22 protein-coding genes, 2 tRNA genes and 1 pseudogene are annotated in these 21,450 nt (G+C 30.5%); 5 read left to right on the top strand and 20 right to left on the bottom strand.

Annotated features, from left to right (window positions below; translation table 11 throughout):
- Window positions 1-30 precede the first annotated feature (30 nt).
- The gene (locus tag Q5O86_RS06505; protein WP_302626334.1) at window positions 31-960 is read right to left on the bottom strand and encodes a hypothetical protein; all 930 of its coding nucleotides are present in this window, start codon (window positions 958-960) and stop codon (window positions 31-33) included.
- A gap of 315 nt (window positions 961-1,275) precedes the next feature.
- Here Q5O86_RS06505 and Q5O86_RS10915 point away from each other — a divergent pair, with 315 nt between their 5' ends.
- Window positions 1,276-2,274, top strand: coding sequence for an acyltransferase family protein (locus tag Q5O86_RS10915; RefSeq protein WP_368074750.1), 999 nt, complete (start codon window positions 1,276-1,278; stop codon window positions 2,272-2,274).
- Between the two features lie 107 nt (window positions 2,275-2,381).
- Here Q5O86_RS10915 and Q5O86_RS06500 read toward each other — a convergent pair.
- From Q5O86_RS06500 to Q5O86_RS06425, 16 genes are all read right to left on the bottom strand, one after another.
- Window positions 2,382-2,452 (bottom strand) — tRNA-Cys (locus tag Q5O86_RS06500).
- 86 nt (window positions 2,453-2,538) lie between these two features.
- A tRNA-Glu gene (locus Q5O86_RS06495) sits at window positions 2,539-2,610 on the bottom strand.
- A gap of 115 nt (window positions 2,611-2,725) precedes the next feature.
- Window positions 2,726-3,436 (bottom strand): CvpA family protein, encoded by a 711-nt coding sequence (locus Q5O86_RS06490; RefSeq protein WP_302626333.1) that lies wholly within the window; start codon window positions 3,434-3,436, stop codon window positions 2,726-2,728.
- A gap of 48 nt (window positions 3,437-3,484) precedes the next feature.
- On the bottom strand, window positions 3,485-4,609 hold the full coding sequence (locus tag Q5O86_RS06485) for a DUF5711 family protein (protein ID WP_302626332.1): 1,125 nt from the start codon (window positions 4,607-4,609) through the stop codon (window positions 3,485-3,487).
- Window positions 4,610-4,776: 167 nt separating this feature from the next.
- Entirely contained in the window at window positions 4,777-6,060 is a 1,284-nt protein-coding gene (locus Q5O86_RS06480; protein ID WP_302626331.1) for a LysM peptidoglycan-binding domain-containing protein, read from the bottom strand.
- 147 nt (window positions 6,061-6,207) lie between these two features.
- Window positions 6,208-6,933, bottom strand: coding sequence for an NAD-dependent protein deacylase (locus Q5O86_RS06475; protein WP_302626330.1), 726 nt, complete (start codon window positions 6,931-6,933; stop codon window positions 6,208-6,210).
- A gap of 58 nt (window positions 6,934-6,991) precedes the next feature.
- A complete protein-coding gene (locus tag Q5O86_RS06470; protein WP_302626329.1) occupies window positions 6,992-8,158 on the bottom strand; it encodes a DUF6382 domain-containing protein in 1,167 nt (388 codons plus the stop codon).
- 6 nt (window positions 8,159-8,164) lie between these two features.
- A complete protein-coding gene (locus tag Q5O86_RS06465) occupies window positions 8,165-8,590 on the bottom strand; it encodes a TadE family protein (protein WP_302626328.1) in 426 nt (141 codons plus the stop codon).
- 10 nt (window positions 8,591-8,600) lie between these two features.
- Window positions 8,601-9,032 (bottom strand): prepilin peptidase, encoded by a 432-nt coding sequence (locus Q5O86_RS06460; protein WP_302626327.1) that lies wholly within the window; start codon window positions 9,030-9,032, stop codon window positions 8,601-8,603.
- Window positions 9,033-9,911 (bottom strand): hypothetical protein, encoded by an 879-nt coding sequence (locus Q5O86_RS06455; protein WP_302626326.1) that lies wholly within the window; start codon window positions 9,909-9,911, stop codon window positions 9,033-9,035. It abuts the gene before it with no gap.
- A 14-nt stretch (window positions 9,912-9,925) separates the two neighbouring features.
- Complete coding sequence (locus tag Q5O86_RS06450) at window positions 9,926-11,815, bottom strand: DUF5702 domain-containing protein (protein WP_302626325.1); 1,890 nt, start codon at window positions 11,813-11,815, stop codon at window positions 9,926-9,928.
- A 2-nt stretch (window positions 11,816-11,817) separates the two neighbouring features.
- Entirely contained in the window at window positions 11,818-12,009 is a 192-nt protein-coding gene (locus Q5O86_RS06445) for a Flp1 family type IVb pilin (protein ID WP_302626324.1), read from the bottom strand.
- A 25-nt stretch (window positions 12,010-12,034) separates the two neighbouring features.
- Window positions 12,035-13,474 (bottom strand): hypothetical protein, encoded by a 1,440-nt coding sequence (locus Q5O86_RS06440; RefSeq protein ID WP_302626323.1) that lies wholly within the window; start codon window positions 13,472-13,474, stop codon window positions 12,035-12,037.
- An 8-nt stretch (window positions 13,475-13,482) separates the two neighbouring features.
- Window positions 13,483-14,217, bottom strand: a complete 735-nt coding sequence (locus Q5O86_RS06435; protein ID WP_302626322.1) for a type II secretion system F family protein — start codon at window positions 14,215-14,217, stop codon at window positions 13,483-13,485.
- Window positions 14,180-15,439: a CpaF family protein gene (locus Q5O86_RS06430; protein ID WP_302626321.1), complete on the bottom strand. Its 1,260-nt coding sequence runs from the start codon at window positions 15,437-15,439 to the stop codon at window positions 14,180-14,182. Before Q5O86_RS06430 ends, Q5O86_RS06435 begins: the two co-directional genes overlap by 38 nt.
- Window positions 15,440-15,451: 12 nt before the next feature.
- On the bottom strand, window positions 15,452-16,483 hold the full coding sequence (locus tag Q5O86_RS06425; RefSeq protein ID WP_302626320.1) for a hypothetical protein: 1,032 nt from the start codon (window positions 16,481-16,483) through the stop codon (window positions 15,452-15,454).
- Between the two features lie 292 nt (window positions 16,484-16,775).
- Between Q5O86_RS06425 and Q5O86_RS06420 the strand changes: the two genes are divergently transcribed.
- Window positions 16,776-17,450: a hemolysin III family protein gene (locus tag Q5O86_RS06420; RefSeq protein WP_302626319.1), complete on the top strand. Its 675-nt coding sequence runs from the start codon at window positions 16,776-16,778 to the stop codon at window positions 17,448-17,450.
- Between the two features lie 119 nt (window positions 17,451-17,569).
- Here Q5O86_RS06420 and Q5O86_RS06415 read toward each other — a convergent pair whose 3' ends face one another.
- The 3 genes from Q5O86_RS06415 to Q5O86_RS06405 all read right to left on the bottom strand — a co-directional run bounded on the left by Q5O86_RS06415 (window position 17,570) and on the right by Q5O86_RS06405 (window position 20,091).
- Complete coding sequence (locus tag Q5O86_RS06415) at window positions 17,570-17,839, bottom strand: Txe/YoeB family addiction module toxin (RefSeq protein WP_368074749.1); 270 nt, start codon at window positions 17,837-17,839, stop codon at window positions 17,570-17,572.
- The gene (locus Q5O86_RS06410; protein WP_302626317.1) at window positions 17,829-18,089 is read right to left on the bottom strand and encodes a type II toxin-antitoxin system Phd/YefM family antitoxin; all 261 of its coding nucleotides are present in this window, start codon (window positions 18,087-18,089) and stop codon (window positions 17,829-17,831) included. The genes Q5O86_RS06415 and Q5O86_RS06410 overlap by 11 nt, the downstream gene beginning before the upstream one ends.
- 85 nt (window positions 18,090-18,174) lie before the next feature.
- Window positions 18,175-20,091: a BglG family transcription antiterminator gene (locus Q5O86_RS06405; protein ID WP_302626316.1), complete on the bottom strand. Its 1,917-nt coding sequence runs from the start codon at window positions 20,089-20,091 to the stop codon at window positions 18,175-18,177.
- Window positions 20,092-20,411: 320 nt separating this feature from the next.
- On the opposite strand from Q5O86_RS06405, the gene Q5O86_RS06400 reads away from it, so the two are divergent.
- The 3 genes and pseudogenes from Q5O86_RS06400 to Q5O86_RS06390 form a co-directional block, all read left to right on the top strand.
- The gene (locus Q5O86_RS06400; RefSeq protein ID WP_302626315.1) at window positions 20,412-20,867 is read left to right on the top strand and encodes a PTS sugar transporter subunit IIA; all 456 of its coding nucleotides are present in this window, start codon (window positions 20,412-20,414) and stop codon (window positions 20,865-20,867) included.
- Window position 20,868: 1 nt separating this feature from the next.
- A complete protein-coding gene (locus Q5O86_RS06395) occupies window positions 20,869-21,180 on the top strand; it encodes a PTS fructose transporter subunit IIB (RefSeq protein WP_302626314.1) in 312 nt (103 codons plus the stop codon).
- 66 nt (window positions 21,181-21,246) lie between these two features.
- Window positions 21,247-21,450 (top strand): annotated as a pseudogene (locus Q5O86_RS06390) (hypothetical protein); the annotation flags it as partial.

The following is a 21,450-nucleotide window of genomic DNA, read 5'->3' as shown; positions in this document are numbered from 1 at the left end:
TCATATCATGTGAAATCTTTATTTATTTTATCATTTTGTAAATTTAATTTTTTTCTTATTACACCATTTACCATATGTTCTTGTTTTACCTTTTTTAATAAATGCTCTCGCCTTAACATAATACTTTCTGCCTGGTTTCAATTTTTTAACGGTATAATTTGTTTTTTTTGTAATCTTTGTTATCGTCTTTTTCTTTGAAAATTTGCTTGATGTTGAAATTTTAATTTGATATCCTGAGGCATTCTTAACTTTCTTTAACGAAATCTTTGCCTTTTTTGCGCTTTTTTTCTTTGTTGCCTTTTTTATTTTTGTCTTTCCTACTTTTATTGTTTTTCCTTTTGTTGGCGCCTCAGTTGTTTTCATTTCTTTCGTTGTAGGCTCGTCCGATGTAATCTCTGCCGTCGTCACATCTGATGGTACCTCATGCGTTGGAACATCTCCAGTTGTTTCGTCTGTTGGAATTTCCGCTGTTGTAGTCTGCTGTTCCACATATAGCATGATTCCTTCGTCTGATACAGATATCACCCTTTTGGAAACAATTGATTGTTCTCCTGATATCGAAGTTGCCCAAAACTTAACTGTATATATACCTGCCTGATGAAATGTAACTCGGACTTTTTGCATTGTTGTGGTATTAAATGTTATTTCTGATGAAAATGTACTAACATCATTCCACTTTTCATTCTCATAATACTCAAAATCTGAAACTTCTGAATCACCTGTAATTTCTAAATGTCTAATTGCCTTTAAGCCAACACTTCCCGATGGATAATATTCTAACTGAAATTCTTTTGATGTTCCCAACTGATAGCTTCCCAATAATTTTGCATTAGAAATACTAATGTTCCAAGGAGCATTATCATCCTGCCAGTTGTCACCATTCGAGGCACCCATAATTGGTACCATCATTGTTATAATAAATGCCAATGTTGTTATCATTGCTATAATTTTCTTATTCATTTTAACATCCTTTCATTCACTCTTTTTTGTTGACAGTATATCATATCTACTACTATTTTTCTATAAAAATAAAAATAGAATGTGCAATATTTCTCTACAGACTTCTGCTCGATTCACCCCACACTATACAATTATTTTTATACATATTATTGTTTAAAATTTATTGACTTAATAGATTACTTTTTCTAAAATATATAATTATGATAGAACAAAAGATAATTAAAATTAAAAAATATAATTCGCTTACAGGATTACGATTCTATATGATGGTAATAATCATGCTTTCTCATATGTAATTTTTATCCATTCTTCCTAATGGTCATATATATTCTAGCTACTTCCATAATGCAAATCTTGCCGTCAATTTTTTCTTTATTCTTTCAGGATTTTCTGGCACACTCTTATCAGGAGAACAACGAATCTGTTACGATTTTTTCTTCTGTACATTATGGTGTCAGTCGAATAAGAAAAATATATCCATTATACATTACTTTATTATTTATTTGCTTACCCTACTGTATTTATTTGGGAATTATAGATAATAATGGAATTATAATTACATTTATAATAAATATATTTAAACTTTTACTAAACATTTCTTTACTCCAATCAGCTACCGGCATATCACAACTGAGCAATGGACTAAACTCTGTCAGCTGGTTTCTTTCCACTCTATTTATTCTTTACATTTTTTGCCCTCTATTACTTAAAATAAATGAAAAGATTAAGAAAAAACATTCTGTTGTTTATATAACTTTTGTTGTTAACACTTTTTTACTACTTATAACATATTTTCTTTTTAAATTTATCGAAAGTAGAACTTTTTTCAATACATTATCATACTCTTCACCATATTTACGCATTTTTTATTTAATTTCCGGTATATTGCTTTGTGATATTATGAACATTATGTCCGAAAAACTTATTTCATTGAATACCTTACACGAATTTATTATTACTGCATTTAATGTATTTTGGTTCTTTTTTAGAAACAGCCTTCATATGAATTTTTATTTGAAATATTTTATAGACTATATTCTGTGCATATTATTAATATTAATTTTTGCTTTTGAAGCTGGAAAAATTTCAAAATTTATATCCAATAAAATACATGTCAAATTAGGCTTTGCAACTAAATATTGGTTTCTGATACATTGTCCAGTAAGATTATATGTCAACGAAATTTTCGTATTATTAAAGATTCCTGAAACTTGGATATCCGGACTCACAGAAGTTTTTATTATCGTAATTTTTACTATTATTATCACAAATTTTATTCTAAAGTATCAAGCAGCTCGCCATGTAAAAAGTTAAATAAATGAATCAATATCAACAAATATAAGGTATATAATATAACAAAACCGGCATCAGCTAATGCTGATGCCGGTTTTGTTAATCAAGAAATTTTCATTTTTTAATAAAGGCGCAAACCAGATTTGAACTGGTGATCAGGGTGTTGCAGACCCGTGCCTTACCACTTGGCTATTGCGCCATATCTCTAGAACCTCTTTATTATAGCAAGGGTTCCGATTATCGTCAAGGCTTTCAAGATAAATATATTTTACACCTTAACGGAAATGACTCCAAGGGGATTTGAACCCCTGTTACCGCCGTGAAAGGGCGGTGTCTTAACCGCTTGACCATGGAGCCATAGTGGATTTACCACTTTTTAACAGCTTTTATAATGTAACAGATAGAATATATTTTGTCAATAATATAAATACATTTTTAAAACATGTTTATTAGATATTTTCAATTTTTTACTTTATATTGTAAATATTCCCGTAATAAATTGCTGTATTATATTATTATCATAAATAAAGCTTAATATACCATTTTCTGCAATTGCTTTACAAATCATTTGCCCCCATTGCGTAGAACTAAATGCTGTTACAACAATGCATCCTATCCATATAATTATTACTGATTCTGCTAAACCTAACAAAGCTCCGCCAGCAGCATTAAATGTACTAATCACCGGCAGCTTAGCAATAATATCTAAAATATTAATTAAAACTCTCAACAATATAGATAAAATAATAAATAATATTATAAAGGCTAATGCCCCAACTATCATATCAGCTAAAGATGTAGATATATATGCTGCAAAAGTACCGACTTTCATCGTTTCATAACTGTCTTGGTTGTTATTTTCTTCTAACGTCTTTCTTACTTCTTTAGGCAAAGGTAGCTCATGAATAATTTTTTTCTGCGCTCCAACACCGGTCTGTGTCATATTTTTAGTCGCTTCAGCCACATTATCATTAACGTATTTTTCAATATTTGTTGTTATACCGGTATATATCGGAGTTGCCTTTAATAATTGCTTAACCGAAGGTGTTAGAATATTTATTAAAATCAAAATAATAAATATCGAAACAAACGAGAATGCCATTTTTATCATTCCCCTTTTCAACCCAATTAATATCATTGCAATTACAAAAATACCTATACCAATTAACAATGTGTTTCCCATATCTGCCTCCTATCTGGTATACAGACATTCCTTTGTAACTCTGTAACTCTACTTTAATCTTACTTTTTGTATTTTAGAATTATTCATAAATAGAAAAGTTCGTTTTCCATCGACTGGAATTATTGAATTTATTTGTGCCTTAAATGTATAATTAAATTTTTCCACACCTTTAAAAGATATAATTTTGCAATTCATGTCATCATACATCAAAATGTTGTCCCCGGAAAAAGAAACTTTATCACATTGAATATTCACTTCTTTTTTCATTATACGATGACCGCTTAAATTATATGCCTCAATCCGGTAAGGATTTTTATTATTTGTATTTTTAAAAACAAATCCTATATATTTATCACTATAAAATACTTTTTGTATTTCATCTTTAAACTTAATCTCTTCTTTTAAACTTGGCTTTTCTTTCATGCTATAAATAGATAAGAGATTCTCTCCTATCGCAATAGCATCATTTTCTGAAATAAATTGAACCATTGGCACTAAAGTTTCTTTATACTGATTAAATTCTCCTACCATTCGGTCAGATGAACTTTTACCCACATTAGAAAAGTTATAAAATAACACCTTATTACTCATCACACCACTATGAATAGTAATATATGACACTATCATCTTCGTTCCCTTATCAGATAGCGAAAAATTCAGTGGATATCCATTTTCATTAATCAACGTTTTATGAGAAACTAATTTAGAACCCTCTTTGTCAAATACTTCAATATAATTCGCATTTTTATCCTCTAAAAGAGCTGCTACAACTCCCTGACTTGCCACTTGGATTTTAATTATTGGATAGCTAGTCGATGCTTTTCCTACTTTTCCATCCTCATTATATATATATATATCATTTGTATTTTTATCCGCAACTGCAATATACTTATCACATATATCAACAATTGGCGTTTTCATCTCAAAGGCTTCATCCCAGATTGTTTCTTCTCCATCGATATAAGATATCCCATCACTACTATATTTTACAATAAATTCTCCAAATGCTTCATATTTGCTATCTGCTCCACTTTCAACTTTTAAAGAATCAAGCACTTTAAATTTATCATAACTGCGATATCTTTCAAACAAATATATCCCTGCTACTATGAATGCCAATATAACCAATCCGATTACAATCTTAACCTTTGTTTCTTTTAAAAAGGATTTCATATAAAGGAATATATCCGATAAATGCAACTCTTTTTTAAATCTTTTTATTTTTCTAGAGTAGTTCCGTGCCACGTTTTCACTTCCTATTTTAAATCATACTTTATTAAAAACTATTAACGATTATACAATATCTAAAAAAATATAGCACTATTTTTTTTATTATAAATTTATGGTAAAAGTATTTTTTGTCCTTCGACTATCGTATAATCATCATCTATATCATTATACTCTTTAATTTCATCCACCATTTTACTGGTTCCATAATATCTCATGCTAATATCATAAAGTGTTTGTCCGGATGCTACTGTGTGATATTTTCCAGAATAAGAACTTTTTACAGCAGCTTCTGTCTCTTTTGAATTTGAACTATTATTTTCAACTTGATTTGTACTAACTTTATCTTTCTTACGGTTCTTCTTTGTTTCCTGTGTCTGTATATCCTCTGTTGTTACCGTGTCACTAACACTCTGACTTTCTACAGCACCTGTTGTTTCATTATTTGAATTTAATATTTGATTTACTGCCTGTGCTTCCTGCTTCATATTGAAATTGGATAAGGTCTGCTTTATATTTTTTAACTCACCATAATTATTAAGCATTACTACCGTAGACAATAATAGCGCAACTATCAGTAAACCACTTATTCCATATGCAACTCTTCCTTGTCGAACCGGTTCGCCTTGCTTATCATCTTTTAATAAATCTCTAAAACTTTTTTGTTGTACATTATTTTTTGCGGGTACCGTCTTCTGATTGTCTTTCTGATTACTTTTTGTATCATTTAATGGCTCGTTTAATTTTATATTATTAATCTTTCGTTCATCTTTTTTTTGTTTCACACTATTATCTTTTTTAGTGCTTTCCTGATTTGTTGTTTTTGTATTATTTGCATTCTTAACATATTTTTTCATTTTCTCATTCTTTTCATAATAGATATAGTATCCCGGCTGTTTTTCTAAATTTCCTTGTTCATAAATATAGAAACCATCTTCTTTTTCAGTTCTGTCACTCAAAAAACATACCTTGTCATTTCCGGCAAAATTGTCTAAATGAATTTTCTTAATTCCATTCATATCATCTGTTACACGATACGGAACAGAAACAAACCATCCTACAATACTCATTTTGTCAAAATGCTTTTTTATATCTTTATATATCCCAGACCAGATATCATCATTAAATATAAGACTATTTTCTATGATATCAAAGACTTCAACCATTGCCTTTACAAAAATATATGTATTACCTTTACCCTTTTTCACCTCACCAAGTAAAACACCATACCGAACATTTTCTTCTTTTTCCGGTTTCTTTTTTAAATGTGTCAACACATAATCTTCTATGTAAACTTTTTTACTGGAATCATTACTTCCTATCTGACGTATATTTTTTGGTATCCTTACTTCTCCCTGTTCCACCGGTTCTTTGCCGTTATACACCATTTCTATCATGAGACCTCCTCCTTCTTCATATTGCCTGTAAATAATATCACAGAAGGTCTGTATTAATTTGTCAAATCAGCACACTAATTTCAAGAAACTTTACGACAAAAAGAACCTCTTAAAAACAACAAATTTTGTTATTTTACAAATTCAATTTTATAACTCCACAACTTGACGAAATACCTCTCCAATAGGTTTTTGAATAATAATATCTGCTCTTGAATCTTTCGATGTTTCACTTTTATTTATGAGTACGATTTTATTTCCCCTAAAATAATCTATCAATCCGGCTGCCGGGTAAACTGCTAACGATGTTCCTCCAATAATCAATACATCAGCATTCGATATCGCCTCAACCGACTTCTGTATTGTTAATTGCTCCAATCCTTCCTCATACAATACAACATCAGGTTTTATGATACCTCCGCACTCACATCTTGGTACTTCTTTCATTTGATACACCTCATCAAATCCATAGAATTTACTACATCTTTCGCAATGATTTCTATGAACTGACCCATGCAATTCATATACGTTTTTACTTCCCGCTGCCTGATGTAATCCGTCTATGTTCTGAGTGATGACTGCCTTTAACTTTCCCATCTCTTCTAATTTTGCCAATGCATAATGAGCCTTATTGGGTTTTACATCCGGTAACAACATCTTTTCTCTATAAAACTTAAAAAAATCTTCAGGTTTCCTTCTATAAAAAGTATGACTCAATATTGTCTCTGGAGGAAAATCATATTTTTGATTATATAAACCATCTACACTTCTAAAATCAGGAACACCACTTTCTGTAGAAACCCCGGCGCCTCCAAAAAAGACGATATTATCACTATTATCTATTATTTCCTTTAATTGCTTAATTTCATGCTCCATAATTGCCTCCACGTTATACTTCATTTCTATGACTACGATTATAACATTTTGGTAAAAGTTACTCTACAATAAATTCAATATTTGCCAATGTTATCTTATCCCCTACCTTAATCATCTGTGGATTGTGAGGCATTAATAAATTGCCATTTAATAGCGTTCCATTTGTTGAATTTAAATCCTCAACAAAAAATCCATCTTTTTCTTCTATAATTCTTAAGTGTACTCTACTAACAACAGAACTGCTAACCGCAAAATCACAACTCAATTCGCTCTTTCCTATAATATAGGGAAATTTATTAGGTAAAATTGTAATCTGTTCTTCAGTATCAAGAGCTCTTAACATAATCCCCTTTAACATTCCTTTTGATGTTAATATCATTGTTCTATCATCTTCTTCATTCTCACTAAAACAGTTGCTATAAACCTCTTTATTGAACGTATTATTTTTCGTACCGGCATCATTATAACAGTTCTCCTTATCTTCGCATATTAACTCTGCTTTTTCATACAATTCCCCCTCGTTTAAATATAAGCTTTTCTTTTTAAAAATACTAATCAAAGTATGTAAAATGCTTTTCTTCTCTCTTTGCCCGCTGCTTTTTTGTTCTGATTCAGTCTTGACATCTTTTTCGAACTCTTTACCTTTTCCATTATCTTTTATCTGCCTTTGTTTTTTATATTCCTGTATATTTTTATAAGCACAGTCCATTATATCTGTAATTGTAAAATCATCATTCAACGTTATATGTTGTATACCATATGCAATTAAGACAGCTTCTCTATCATTATGGTTAATATACTCAAGCATTTTATCGAACATATTCCTTATATTTTCATGTAATGCCCTCTCATTATACGGCAAATAACAAAACTCATATTTTCCATTACGCCTATTAAAGAATATAGATTCAAAATCCAAAAGAATATCTCCTATATCTAATAGATATTCTTTCATGTTGTCAGATAATATCTTTATCTCTTTAACAAAACTATATATCTCTTTTCCACTCATTTGTCGTCTTGCAAACATATTTGACATGGCTATTTTAGAAGTTGTTTCATAATATACGGCTATTTCATTATTTATGGTTTCTAAGCGAAGAGGAACCAGTCCTGGTATTTTATTATTTATTACCATTTGTAATTTATAATCCTCTTCATTTATATGAACTCCCTTTACAATCATGGTGTTTTGATTACCATCTTTTTTATATGATATTTCCATACCCTTTTATCGTCCTCTCTTATCTTTAATTCCTTCCATTAACGCTTTGCTTCCATACAACACTTCCGTTGAAATTCTTTTAGATATATATACTTTTTGCTCTTCTCCGGAATTTATAATATCACTAATAAACTTTACATTCCCTTTTGCCCGCACATTTATATGAATAACATAACCTTCTATTTCATTTTTAATAATCACTTGTGGTTTCACAACAAATAAAGGAAGCTCTCTGATTCGGGCCATGACTGCCCCCTCTTCTTTATCTTCTACAAAAACATACTCAATTCCTGCTGAATACGCACCACTTCTAAGTGTAACAATATCATGCACATATAGTGTCATATATAATAATCCCGCAATTACAAATAAAACAATAGGGATAACAATTGCTGCTTCAACTGTTACTTCAGCTCTTTCCCACTTTTTCATAAATTTCCCTCTATATTTTCACACTTTCAAAAATTAATATTATAATTTCACTTGCAAATAAAAATGGAATAAACTGTAATGTACTCTTAAACTTTATTTTTTTTACCAATCCCCCTATAACAGCAAAAATATCTACCAAAACAAATGCACAAAATATAATATGTAAAACCATGATAGCATCAAGGACAAATCCCAATGCTATTACAACAAGTGCGTCCCCTCTTCCAATTGCCTCTCCGGTTATAAAACTTAGTACCAATAATATCAGCCCTAAAATTATACCGGCAAATTGGTTCCACCATGTGGTATCTAATAAAATTATATGAAAAATCAAACCAATACCAGCTACTACAAAACACGGAATGGTATATATTATTTTTCTTCTTATGTCCGTTAAAGAACAAAAACCTAAAAATAAAATTGATAATATAATATAACCCATCTACTCTCCCTTTGCACAACCGCTGCATAATGGCATATCTCCTACGCTATCTTTTTCTACTGCTATAACATTACGGGTTAAACCACTACAGGTTAGACTACCATGATACTTCTTTCCATCTTCCGTAATAAAAATTTTATCACCGCTATGAAGACTTGATTTTACGCATATAAAACATCTATCGTATTTTTCACCATAAGCGTTTGTTAAACTGTTAATCTTAGAAAAAACTGCTTTACTTATTTTAATTACTAAATGGCTGCACTCTCTTGTTGTATGATAAACCCTGCCATTTTCAGTTATGTAAACTATATTCTGTGAAACTGTAATGTCTTTTCCCGTCCAATCTTTTACAAAGCTCCTTTGCTTTATTGCAAAAAACTTATTCAAAATGGGAGTTTTTAAAGCGTAATTTAATATAATATCAATTTCTCCTCTATCCACCGAATTTTGTTCTTTATAACAAACATTCTTTATATCAGAACTAATCCCTGTATATGATATTTTATTTTTTATTTCTTCTATCTCTTTTTTTAATTTCTTTAAACTTTTACTATATTCAACCGCCTCATTTGCTAAGTTGACATAAAATTTACTTTTCGCCGTAATAGTAGCTATATTATTCATTTTCATTTGTATCATAAATGTTGTATTTATCATCATAATAAAGCCCATAACAAAATAAATAATGCCTGCAAATAACGTAATTGAAATTGCCGCCTCAATTGTGATACTTCCTTTGGAGGTAAATGGACATACCCTTTTTCCTCTTAAATTATTATTTAATTTAGCTTTTATATGACTTTGTACTTGGAGAGAAACACAATCTATATATTTTTTTATATTTTTAAAATTATATTGGAAAAAGGGCATGTCCATTCACCTCCTCTATTTTAATATTTCATTTCACACATTATCGCATATTGATAAGCGCCATTATTGTTATTCAGCAAATTAATTACCCAAGGCATCGCTGTAAACAATGGTTTCGTCTCGTAAAGTGCATTAAATTTAATATTCTGAAAACAATGGCACATGTCAAATTCATGATTATACTGCTTTTTTATATTTAGCTGTATTAAATCCATCGTTCTAAATATGCATTTATGGTTATCCATTAACATAATAAGAATTAGACAATACTGTTCATAGTTTAATTTCATTTTTTTAGTGTTATCTTCTTTTACACGATTTCCTAAAAGATTCTTAATATCCGTATTCCAATTATTTTTATTTTTAATAAACGCTACACTTTTACCCTTTAACAATTGCTTTACATCACTAATTGCTTCTGCCATTGACCATGCTTCTATTAAAACTACTTTCAATATCGGTTCAAGGAATGGCAGCCCTAATGCAGTTGCAGCCGATGCAGCTATAAAGGACAATTCCTTCATTTTAACTTTATCCGTAACAAGATATGCCACATTCATTGCATTCCTTATACCGACAATTTTTTCTAAAGCAGCCGTCAAATTTCTTTTATCATTGCTATCGCCATTAATTATATATTCCAGTTCATATTGCAAATTATGATTTTCTTTGGGTTCATTATAATTTCCAAACTTTCTATTTATGTACATCGACATAAATGCCTTTTCCCTAACTTTCTCTATTGGGCTTTTTATTGTTTTTTGTTTCTTTATCATAGATGGCAGATTTAAGTCTGATACTGAAACATTTGATACATCTGATACATCATCAATAACTAGAGATAAAATTCCTTTATCCAATAAATCCCTGGCACTTTCGTAAATCGATTTATTCTCTGTATCTTCTTTCGTTACATGATTTTCCTTTAATGATTCTATATAACTTATTATTTGGTTCAGAATTTTTATAGCTTTTCTCACATATTCAATATTTAAAGGATTTATTTCTGATAACTCTGAAATACCAAGCGCCTTCTCATCCTTAATTTTGTCTCTTATTTTTTTCAGTGTTATTAAATTATCCCCTATGTAATCTCTTTCGCCAGATGTATATCCACTTTCCTTTAGATAAACTGCTTTTTTTCTCTCGTAGTTTTCTCCAAGAATTATGACACTGTTTACTAAAATTGCTTCCTTATCAATTTGAGTTCTCAGCTTTCTATACTTTTTAATAAATATCTTATCATAATTAGAATCTTTTTTATCTTCTAATATCTGACTAACTGCTTCAGTTAATTCCTTTTGCTTTTTGACATTTTTTATTTTTAATGTTTTTTTATTTATTTTATTGACTAATTCCTGCAATTCTGTATTTTTAACATTAATTTTTTTACTATCGAACATAAACGTAACTGTATTTTTTTCTACATCATTGCTTTTTTTATATTTAGTAAATAAATTTATTAACTGATTTACAGCTTGTGTGACACCTGCATACTTCATATATGAAACAATTTGAGATACAAATAATTCCCCCTCTCTGTCTGTGACGTATCCTACTTCTTTCATTTCTATGTCATTCAACTTTGTCGACATAAAGTTCGTTCCCACACCACTTAAATCTGCCATATTTATATTAGCCTGTATGTATTTTTTAAGCTCCTCTTTTACAGCTTCTTTTTCCCATACAAGTAATACACCATACTCATCATATATCTGTTTCGCATATCCGGCTAACACCGAATCAGCTGCCATATATGTAAAACTTTTACTTTCAGAATAAACAATTTTTATTCTTGCCGATTCTGAAATAACACTTACGAAAAGCATAACTCCTACCATAACAATACTAAGACATATCGTAACGCTTCCCTTTCTACTTAAAGAACAGTAATTTTTAATTTTATTCATAATTAAAATGACTCTATTTGTGTTTTTATTGATAAATAAACACTATTTGCGATTCCGCTAATCTGTCTCTTAAAAACAAGAGCTAACCCTACAAGTACCAAGATTATTAATACCACCTCAATTACCCCCATACCACTTTCGTCATGTATAATATATATAACTTTTTCCTTTATCTTTTTTAAAACAATACCCATTTGTCCTCCCTTTTTTCTTTACACGTTAAAACTTCATAGATAAAAATGCAGGAGCCATTATAACGGCAATTGATATAACCAGCATTATTATCATTGGACCCATTAACTTTGTGGAAATTTGTCCCCCACGTTTTAACATAATATTCTTCTTTTCAAACATAGAACTCTCTAACTCATTTTTTAACACTATTGTTAACGCATTGGTTCCCCTTCTTATATTTTGTTCAATAAGACCTGACAACTTTATATAACAATGCAGGCCACATCGTTTGCCATATTCACTTATTGCCACGATTTCAGAAATTCCACTTTTCATCTTAATTAATGCTACTTCCAGTTCTTCGTATGCATATCTTGATACTTTTGACAAATTCTTTTTATCTTCTTTATAGCCACCCACTATTTTTTCTATTGCACTTTTTATGGATAACCCTGCACTATGATATAGCAACAACTTACTCACAATTTCCGGATAGTCTATTGATAACTGCCGGTTTCTTTCTTCCAATTCACTCCTCAAATCTTTATCTTTTAGAAAAAATAATGCTACAGAAATTACAAATCCGAACCCAACTGCTATTAAACTGTTCTGGGGCTTTTCATTAAAATATGTCAACTGTTTTCCGTCAATTGTCTCGGGCAACTGCACTGAATCACTATATTCATCTGCTTTATTAATATAAGACTGCACCTGATTTTCCATATTCATATAAGTAGTTTTAGGGTACACATTTATATGAAAAGAATAGTCTACTGCTACTTTTTTATATGTCATTGTCGCTGTTAATTCTACTAATCTGCCTTCTTTTGGTATATTATCCGACAGTTGTCCATCATATCCAACACTCTTACTATCATCTATATTCCAATATACCAAAATCCCATCTCCTAAATGACTTACCAAATTCAACGGTTTTGTTACATATTCCGCACTCTCATTTTTGTCAAGAACCTTTTTCAATAACTTCTTTTGATTCTGTTTTATCTTTTTTAATATTTCTTTCTCTTTTAACTCCCTTTTCTTGACATCAATTGTAAGAGAATGTTCTTCTCCATCGTCACTCCTGGCAAAAATATCATATGTAACTGTTGTCGACGTATTTCTTTTTAGCTCTTTTACTTCATTATTCCTATTAAATAATGTGTAAGTTTCGCTTCCAACCCCTACAATCATTGTCAAGAAAACAACAATAATACCAACAGCAACTTTGCTGACAACATATAAATACACTTCTCTTTTCGTATCTTCTTTTACTCTAAGTTCTTTCACCGCTTTGTTTATAAAACGATTCTTATTAACAATTTTATTCGGAAGTCTATCGGTTATAAACATTGCCAATCCATATATCCTGATAAGTGGATGTTTTTCTTTTTCTAATTTATCTTTGAGTGTTTTTTTATATTTTAATGTTAAAAAATGCAATACAACTATACATAAAATTAATGCACTATAAGCTATAATCATTTTATTTCCTAATATTCGACCTCCATTTCAATTATTTTATTTCCCCAAATAAATGCTGCTGCATACAAACCAACACAGACAGTCATTATGACTTTTCCTAAAATACTTTCATACATCACATCTAAAAATCCGGGAGACATCAGCTTTACATATAAAATCAAAAATATTGGAATTACTGTCATTATTCTCTGTTCTAATTTCTTTTCCGCAATGGAAACTTCTATTTCCTCTTTCACATTTTCTTTTATTACGATATTTTCTGTAACATTTCTAATGACTTCTGTCATATTTCCCCCAGTCCTTTTTGCCACTGAAAAAATTCTTGAAAATAAAACTGCATTTCTTAAACCTGTTCTTTCCGCAAAATCCTGAAAAACTTTCTCTTCATTTACATTAAGCTTTAATCTTGAAAGCATCAATCTCACTTCAACACATATAAGACTTTCATATCCATATGTAGAAATCATATCCCTATAACTTTCTTTCAAAGCATTTTGAACCGAATATCCTGTTTTAAGTGCATCTGATATTGAAATAAGCATATCTTTAAACTGAATTTCTAAATTTTCTTTTTTCTTTTTAAGTATCTTTTTTCTTCTATATTTAAATATAATGATGCCAAAAGGTGATAATAAAAATACCGCCCACACTGTTCCATAAAATAAATAAGAACTAATAATCAGTACCAAGAAAATTAATGAAAGATTAAAAAATATCTCCCTTTTCGCCATTTTGTAAATCATTCTTTTCCCCCTTTATCTGACCGCTTTTTATCATTTTATCTATATGAATTAATTTGTTATCTGTCTGTTTTAATTGTCCGCATACCTTTCCATCCTTTTCTCCATATTCTACAAATTCATATAGTTTGTTTAAAACAATTTCTCCAGAATGAAAACCCTGTACTTCATCAATTTCAATTACCTTTCTGCTTCTATCCCGAAGTCTTCCTAAATAAACAATAATATCAATTCCTGATGCTATTTGCGCTCTAATAGCACTAAGTGGCATTTCTATTCCCATGAGAATCATTGTTTCAAGCCTTGAAAGCATATCCTTAGGTGAATTAGCATGACCGGTGCTCATAGAGCCATCATGTCCGGTATTCATTGCCTGAAGCATGTCTAATGCTTCTATTCCTCTCACCTCTCCGACAATTATTCTATCCGGTCTCATTCTAAGAGACGTCTTAATTAAGCTTCTTATTGTTATCTCATTTTCTCCCTCAACATTTGCCTGCCTTGCTTCCAATCTTATGAGATTCCTGATGTTTTTTAATTGTAATTCTGCTGAATCCTCAATCGTAATAACCCGTTCATCTCTTGGTATAAAATCCGATAATACATTCAAAAAAGTTGTTTTTCCACAACCCGTACCCCCACAAATAAAAATATTATATCCGGCTAAAACAAGTTTCTTTAAAAAATCAGATACCTCCCTTGTTATGCAATTCCACCTTATTAATTGATTCATATTTATGTTCTCTTTTGGAAATTTCCTTATGGTTATTACTGCCCCATCGATAGCAATAGGCGGCAGGACAATATTTACTCTGGAACCATCTTCTAATCTGGTATCTACAATTGGAGTTGATTCATTGACCCTTCTATTATTTTTACTCACAATTTGTTGAATTGTGTCACTTAGCCTTTCTTCTGATGAAAATTGACCTTCTACTTCCTCTAACTTTCCTTTTCTTTCAACAAAAATATTCTTATAATTGTTTATCATAATTTCTGTTACATTTTCATCACATAACAAATCTTCTATAATCCCCAATCCCCTTATAGAATGAAAAATATATTTATGCAGAGAACATCTCTCATTAATCGTTATATATTTACAATCCAACTCATTTAATATAATCTCATCAATAACATTATGTATCTCTTCATCCTCTAACTCCCTTGACATATCAATACTATTTACTACTTTATCTCTTATTTCTTCTTTATTTGCTCTCATAAAACCCTTTTTTTAATGTTCCTGTAAGTTTGAACCCTGAATCATTTTTCTGACATTGTCTCCCAACTCTCCCCATAATTGCTGTTCTAAATAATTCTCCTCACATTTTTCCGTATATATATCCGGTATATTGACTTTAATTGTTTTATTTAATAGTTCTTCTCTTCCACTTTTTAACAAATACTCTTCATACGCTGATATTTTCATAAGCGATATCCAATCATCGTGTACCGGCATATATGAAACATTACATACCTCTAATATTTCAAAAATATCCTCTACCATGCTGCTTAAATCTATAACAATCTTTTTATAAACTCCCGTTTCAGATATTTTATTTATAAGTCCAATCCATTCCTTCGTATGTATGTTTCTTAAATCCTGTGAATATAGTAATGGCGGTATATAATCCAAACCATGAACATTATTTACAATCGCCTGTAACTTAATAGACAAAGATTCCGGATTCTGCCTGAAAAAATACATTAAATCAGACAAGTCTCCTGTATAACTTGTATGAAATATTTTCTCGAATACTGAAAACTCTTTTAAATTAATATATAAAACAGAAAAATCAGCAGCCATAACCTGTCCCAATGTCAATGCGAAAGTCGTCTGACCAATCCTTCTGACCGGAGAATAGACGCCTATAATTTCTGTTTCTCCCCCGGCTATTTTTATTACCCCCTTCTTTCTCTCAATTTCTGAGAAATAATTTAATATCTCCTTTAAAATATTTTCAGATGACTGATATTTATAAATAACCGGATTGTCTGCATAATCCGGGCACACAGCTCCTGATGATAATATTAAAATCCTCTCAATACCTAAATCCATAAATGCATCACTCAGCATCTCTACTGAAATTAACAACATATTAATATTATTTTCATTGGCATATTTTAATAAAGTTTCCTGCTCTGTAAATATAATTATCTTAAACAAACTAACCTGTCTTATGCCAATATACTGCACAAGTTTATTTACATACTCCTCATCTTTATCACAAATAGCCAGCACTTCCCCCTTCATCGTTTTATACATATCTCCTTTTCTTTTTGTGTGTACTCATATTATATATGTATTTTCTTTTATTGTCTATAGTTTTTTATGAAAAATTATAGAATTTTTTATTTTCTATTATTGACTTATAGGTTTTTCATGCTATACTTTGATGTAGTATTGAAAACTACATGTTGCGTTTTTGGTCGAAAATGCGCTTATATACTTATAAACTATCTCGTTTATGCGTATATCTGTGCAAAATAACCAAACAAAATCAAAATATATATTTCTGATAACCTAGTGCTATAAAATAAATAATGGAGAATTTTATATGAGTAAAAGAATAAAATTAATAGATAGAGAACTCCCTTTATATTCTAAAGGGGAAGAAATATTTAATATGGTTTCCCATATTATTGGCGGTGCGCTGGGCATTGCCGCCCTTGTACTTTGTATTATAACAGCTGCCCGAGCCCACAGCGCCATCGGTGTAATTTCCAGCTGTATCTATGGTATTACACTTATCACCCTATATACTATGTCTAGTATTTATCATGGTTTAAGACCCGGCATGGCAAAAAAAGTGATGCAGGTTCTTGACCATTGTACGATATATTTTTTAATTGCCGGAAGCTACACTCCAATTCTGCTCGTGGCAATGATGCCAAAATACCCTGTTCTTTCCTGGACATTATTTGGAATTGTATGGGGATGCGCGCTGCTTGCCTGTGTTCTCACAGCAATAGACCTGAGAAAATATAAAGTTTTTTCTATGGTTTGTTACTTGGCAATGGGGTGGACAATTATATTTTTTATAAAACAGACCTACGATGTTATGCAGCTTGGCGGTGTAATTTTCCTTGTTACCGGAGGCATTGCCTACACCATAGGTTCCGTACTTTATGGACTGGGAAAAAGAAAAAAATGGATGCATTCCATATTTCATTTATTTATAATTGCCGGAAGTGTTCTTCACTTTTTTGCAATCATTTTATATGCATTATAACTTCTAACGAAAAGCAAAAAACATCCCTAAAAACTAATGGTATAGTACCATTTCGTTTTTAGGGATGTTTTTTATTTACCACAAATCTACTTTAAAACTATTTTTAATCTTTTATTGTTTCAACTTTTGCTATAATGGTATCTGCATGATATAATATTTAATCCTTCATCGTCAATCACATACACCAGCCTATCTTTTTCATTAATCCTTCTACTGTAAAATCCTTGTAAATTTCCCAGTAAAGGTTCAGGTTTTCCTATTCCATCCAAATTACCATTTCTTTCAATATCTTTTAGCAGCTGATTTATTTTCTTTAATGTTTTTTTATCCTGACCTTGCCAATATATATAATCATTCCATGCTTCGTCAGTCCATATTTTATTCATCATCCACCTCTAACAAACCATGTACTTTTTTCTTCCCATTTCTATACTGCTCAAGTGATTTCATAAGGTGTTTGTAATTTTCTGCATCGCTTGTTAAATGAAGATTTTCCATTAAATTATCATACATCGACTGTGACATTATTATCATGTTTTCATCTTTTCGTGTGACAATCATTGTTTCACTATCTGCTTCCACTTTGTCAAAATATTCTTTCATATTTTCCCTTAAAGTTGTATAATTAACCGCTAACATATTAAACTCCTTTCAACAGATACATTTATATTCTATATTTAGTATAGCGTACAGTTTTCTGTACGTCAATGCCTTTTCCTATATATTATAATATTGCAGATATAAATTCTTTGTAATCTTTGGAATCAAGAATTTTTTGCTGCTGTTTCGTATCATTTACAATTTCAATAAAGCTGTCATATAAATGCTCAATATCTTTTTGTACTCCCTGTTTTATTGCCAAAAGGAAAACAATCTGTACTGTTTCGTCTTTGTTCCACAAAACCGGTTTGTCCAATATGGCTACAGCCACTTTTGTTTCCTTCGCACACAATTTCATAGGATGCGCCAAAGCAAATATATCATTCATATTGGTCTGCCCTAAACGTTCCCTTTCTAAGACAGAATCTATAAAATTATCATCCACAATTTCTTTATCTTTTAATTTTTCATATAAGATTTTAAGCAGTTCTTCTTTACCGGATACTTCTTCCAACCGTATAAATAATTCTTCGTCAAAAAAAGCTAATTTTCTATTTTCTTTTCTTACATACATTATATTTAAAAACCTGGATATGGATTCAATATCCTTATTTTTCAATGAAAAATTCACTGTGATAGAAGGAATTATTTTACTTTCCAGAGGAATTGTAGAAATTATAAAATCAATTTTGTTAAAATCTTTCCCTCTATAATTGTTATACTCATTATAAGATAAGCTCTTAACAATATTAATTTTATCCGGAAAATATAGATTCAACCTTGCTTCCAGCATTCTTGTAGTCGCCTGCCCACTTCCACACACTAAAATAACATTTTTCTTTTCCAGCCGCTTTGTAAAATATCTCTCAATTGCAGCCCCTATATGCACAGAGACATATCCGACGTCCTCTTCATTTAATACAAATGGCTGTTTGCAAAATACCTTGGATACAGCAGTTAGTGTAATTTCAAAAGCAAGGGGGTAGTTATTTTTAATCATCTGAATCAATGGGTTTCTAATATTTAATCCAAAAGATTTGCTTGTAAATATTGACTTCATATGACGAAATAAATCTTCCAATAGAATTTCATCATTGCGCAAATCAAAATTATAATTTTCAAATATAACTTCCAACACCTCATCGATAGAGTCTGAAAGCCAGCCATCATCAATATCCGTAACGTCCATATGCGTATTTGCAACAAAATGAAGATATATATATAATTTTTCTCCATGAGAAATAGCAATATCATAATATTCTTCTATCTCTTTACACAAACTTTCAACAATACACATAATGGAATATTCTGTCGGTATCTCTAAAATATTGATATAATTATTACTTTTAACGCGTATTATCATTAATGCCAGATGAATAATAAGATTTTTTATATTATAATCACTCGTCTCAATATTTCGTCTATTTAACTGTGATAACGTGATTTTCTTTAAATAGTCCAAATCTATTTCAGAAAACAACGCACGCTCTTCTTTTGTAAAACCGGTAATATAATTATCAAAATCATATGTTATGATATTATCCATAATACATTTTCGCTTATCATCTTCTGCACCTATAATCTTTATACCGGCATTAGGTTTTGAAATATATTCCAAATTATATTTTTCTACGATTTTTTTGATTGCTTTTATATAATTATTCAACGTGTTTTTTGAGATAAATACCCTCTCCATAATCTCGTCTAATCGAATATAGTCCCCGGATTCTAATAATAAGCTTAAAATATACTTAATTCTGTCTTTTGAAGACTCTAATTCCAATCCATTTTTAGAAACTTCTTCCAGCTGTCCCAAAAATTTTAAAAAGCCTTTATCATCTGATACTTCCACATAATATCCAAACTTTCTTTTTAACTTAATAGCAGCTCCATATTCCTCTAACACGGAATTGATTTCCTGAATATCATTTCTAATTGTTCTATCTGTTACATCAAATCTTGATGCCAGCCGTTCAGACGAAATATAATCATGCTTTCTAATATAATTAAATATTTCATTCAATCTACCATAGGAAAACATATATCTACCTCCTACCGCTACATTTTTATTTCCTTACTCTTCTTATTTTTCCAAAAAAACCTTACTTTTATTATAATGTATTTTTTTAACAATTTAAATCATGGTATTTTCCAAAAAAAATTGGAAACAACTTGTTATATAATCATTTATTTTTTCCACTTTCTTTTGGAAATATTATTATATCCATTTTTATTTTTTCCACTTTCAATCGGAAATCACATCGATTGAAATGAAAACCTTTTACCAATATACTTAATGCATAGCCAATAAGTTTTAAACTTTTTCCGGCAGCAGATAATTAATAATCAGGAGGTAAACAATTGTTTAAAGAAGAATATATATTTTTTAATCTTGATGCAAATACAAAAACAGAAGCTTTAGAATTTATCAGCAATCAGGCTTCTTTGCTTGGACTTACCGATGATAAAGATGGACTTCTGGAAGATTTTCTTAAGAGAGAGGAGGAATTTTCTACAGGTCTTCAGGATGGATTCGCGATTCCTCACGCAAAATCTTCACATGCGAAAGAAATCGGAATTATATATGTAACCTGCAAAAATCCGATTACAGAATGGGAAACTTTAGATGGTTCACCGGTAACAAATTTATTTGCACTAATCGTGCCGAAAAAAAACGCCGGCAACGAACATTTAATGATGATTTCAAAATTAGCCACAAATTTATTAGAAAATGATTTTAAAAACACAATAAAATCATCTGACAATAAATCCATGCTGGCGGAATTTATATTAAATATGATAAAGGAGGAAAATTAACATGAAAATTGTAGGCATTTCTGCTTGTCCTGCCGGACTTGCACACACACCGATGGCTGCCAAAGCTCTGGAAAAAGCCGGAAAAGAACTGGGGTATGATATTAAAATGGAACAACAGGGCAGTATGGGGCAAGTCAACACAATTACACCGGAAGAAGCACAGGCTGCTGATTTAGTTATCATTGCATCTGACCAGAAAATCACAGACATGGAGCGTTTTTCCGGAAAAAAAGTAATTCGTGTAGATATTAATATTTGTATCAAAGCACCGGAAGCAGTTATTAAAAAATGCGTAGCTGCAATAGGGAAATAATAAATATATATACTATAGAAAAAATATTTAGAACGAAATTTGATTAACAAAAGGAGACATTTAATTATGAAGAATTTTTTTAAAGAAGCAAAAGGTCATCTGATGACCGGTATCGGCTATATGCTTCCTCTGATTATCGGAGCATCCTTAGTCGTAGCAATTCCAAAAATTATAGCTTTATGTATGGGCATTACTATCAATGGAAAGGTTGACCCATTGATTGGTCTTAAGGAAAACGTACTGATAGGTAAATTGATTCCTGCAGGTACA

The organism is uncultured Eubacterium sp., from assembly GCF_937958975.1.
In the GTDB taxonomy this organism is placed as follows: Bacteria; Bacillota; Clostridia; order Lachnospirales; family Lachnospiraceae; genus Eubacterium_G.
The sequence above is the reverse complement of the archived record's forward strand: the minus strand, read 5'-3'. Positions and strand labels throughout refer to the sequence as shown.